The organism is Arthrobacter sp. CAL618, assembly GCF_000468215.1.
Lineage (GTDB): Bacteria > Actinomycetota > Actinomycetes > Actinomycetales > Micrococcaceae > Arthrobacter_D.
Map to the genome: position 1 here is coordinate 1,498 of NZ_ASZW01000154.1, position 2,343 is coordinate 3,840.

3 protein-coding genes and 1 pseudogene (1 of these 4 only partly in view) are annotated in these 2,343 nt (G+C 65.9%); 3 read left to right on the forward strand and 1 reads right to left on the reverse strand.

Going from position 1 to position 2,343, the window contains the following annotated elements:
- Positions 1–152, reverse strand: a pseudogene (gene abc-f / locus K728_RS19020) (ribosomal protection-like ABC-F family protein) (it extends 1,440 nt beyond the left edge of the window).
- Between the two features lie 150 nt (positions 153–302).
- On the opposite strand from abc-f, the gene K728_RS0109360 reads away from it, so the two are divergent.
- From K728_RS0109360 to K728_RS0109370, 3 genes are read left to right on the forward strand one after another with little or no spacing between them, the layout of a single operon-like run.
- Positions 303–950, forward strand: a complete 648-nt coding sequence (locus tag K728_RS0109360; protein WP_024476532.1) for a biotin transporter BioY — start codon at positions 303–305, stop codon at positions 948–950.
- Between the two features lie 20 nt (positions 951–970).
- Positions 971–1,687, forward strand: coding sequence for an energy-coupling factor ABC transporter ATP-binding protein (locus K728_RS0109365; protein ID WP_019482662.1), 717 nt, complete (start codon positions 971–973; stop codon positions 1,685–1,687).
- Positions 1,684–2,340: an energy-coupling factor transporter transmembrane component T family protein gene (locus K728_RS0109370; protein WP_024476533.1), complete on the forward strand. Its 657-nt coding sequence runs from the start codon at positions 1,684–1,686 to the stop codon at positions 2,338–2,340. The genes K728_RS0109365 and K728_RS0109370 overlap by 4 nt, the downstream gene beginning before the upstream one ends.
- Positions 2,341–2,343 lie beyond the last annotated feature (3 nt).

A 2,343-nucleotide genomic window follows, 5' to 3' on the forward strand; every position in this document is an offset into this window, starting at 1 on the left:
CCCTCCCCCGCCAGGACCCGGGTCAGAGTGGTCTTGCCGGCACCATTTCGACCCACCAGACCAATCTTGTCCCCGCGGTCAACACGGAATGACACCGCATCCATAAGCAGGCGCGCTCCCGCGCGAAGCTCTAAGTTCGAGACGGTAATCAATTACGTGGCCTTTCAATGGAACGGTTCCGCATCATCGGAGTTTGCTGGATGCCTAATTTGTAGGAAACCTACAAGCGAAATAAGAACTGGTGGCACTAATCTCAGTAAGTGACGGCACACTGTTGTCGATAACTAACAGGAAGAGTCACCATGCATCTGGAGAATCAGGCTCCCGCGGCCGCCGCTGTGGGTACTCCCACTCACGCCAGGCGCCGCTGGAGTGCCACAGATCTTTCGCTGATCGCGGTCTTCGCGGCTTTCGTGGCCGCTCTAGCAATCCTACCTGCTATCCCCGCCGGCCCGCTCGGGGTACCCCTGACCCTGCAGACTCTCGCCGTGATGGTGACCGGAATTGTCCTTGGACCCGGCCGTGGCTTCGCTGCAGTGGCACTGTATGTGGCGGTAGGCCTGGCTGGTCTGCCGATCTTCGCTGGCTTTTCGGGGGGCGTGGGTGTCCTCGCTGGCCCGTCGGCCGGCTACCTTCTGGCGTTCCCTCTTGCTGCACTCGTCGCCGGGTTCCTGGCCCGTCTCGTCCTGGCCCGGGTGCGCCGGTTCAGGTATGCCGCCCTGTTCGCAGCCTGCATGGTGACCAGCCTGCTGGTGGTCCACACCCTCGGGATTGCTGGCCTGATGATTAACGGCAAGCTGGACTTCGTGACCGCAATCCTCGCCGACCTGATCTACCTGCCCGGCGACGTGGTGAAGAACCTCGTTGCAGCAGCGATCGGGTTGAGTGTGCACCGGGCGTTCCCCCGGTTGATTGGCACAGGCCGGAATGCTTCTGTGACGGCCACGTGAGCCGTCGGAGCAGCTAGCCGATGATCGTTTTCGAGGGTGCTGCGGTCAGCGTCGATGGCCCGGATGGTGCGCGACTGATTCTGGCGCCGCTGACGCTGGAACTGTCCGAGCGTCGGATCGCGGTCATCGGCGCGAATGGGTCCGGGAAGTCGACTCTGCTGAAACTCATCAACGGGCTGATCCCTCCAACCGCCGGGAGTGTCCTGGTGGCAGGACTCGACACGGTCAAGGCCGGCCGGGCGGTCCGGCAGCGGGTGGGATTCGTGTTTACCGATCCCCTGTCCCAACTGGTGATGCCCACCGGGCTCGAGGATGTTGAGCTGTCGCTGCGGGCTCGGCTGCGCAACCCTACCGAACGGCGAACCGCGGCCCTGGCCGTCCTGGAGCGGTTCGGGCTGGGGCCGCTGGCAGAGCAAAGCATCTACGACCTCTCCGGCGGGGAGCGGCAGCTGATGGCGCTGGCCACGGTCCTCGCCGTCGACCCGACCATCCTGGTCGCAGACGAACCCACCACCCTGCTTGACCTCCGCAACGAGCGCCGGGTCCGCAGCGTGTTTCGCGGACTGGACCAGCAGGTGGTCTTCACCACCCATGATCTCGACTTCGCCAGGGACAGCGACCGGGTGCTGGTCATCGACGCGGGACAGCTGGTGTTCGACGGCGACCCCGGCGCAGCGATTGACCACTACCGGAGGATGCATCTCGAGGCGGACCCGCTGCCGGAACACCGCCCATGAGGGGCCACGGCAGCCTGTTCGGCACCTACGTCGCCGGTGATTCGTTGCTCCACCGGACTCCCCTGTGGGTGAAAGGCCTGGCTGTACTGCTGCTGTCCACGAGCGTGCTGGTGGTGAACCTACTGGCGCTGACCGCCGTCGCATTTGGGCTGGTGGCAGTTGGCTACCTGTTCGGTGCACGTCTGCCCCCGATCCACCTGTGGCGACCGCTGGTGCCGGTCTGGCCCATGCTCGTGATCCTCGGCGGCTACCAGATCATCGCTAACGGCCCGGAACCGGCCCTGCAGGTGGTGGGAAACATCACCACGTGCCTCCTCGCGGCCCGCCTGCTGACCCTGACCACCGAGGGCCAACGCCTCCTGGATGGGCTGGTCGCCCTCGCCGTCCCGTTTCGGCGGCTGGGCGCCGACCCCGAGCGGTTCGGCCTGACGCTTGCCCTGATGACCCGGAGCCTCCCGTATCTTGTGGGCTCGGTAGCGGACGTCCGGGACGCGGCAAAGGCCCGCGGTCTGGAACGGAACCCGCGGGCCCTGGTGATCCCGGTGGTGATCGGCGCCGTCGCCTACGCCCACCAGACCGGCGAGGCGCTGGCGGCCCGGGGTCTCGGGGAACCGAACGCTGCAGACCCCAGCGGACCGGCCCAAACCGGCTAGCGC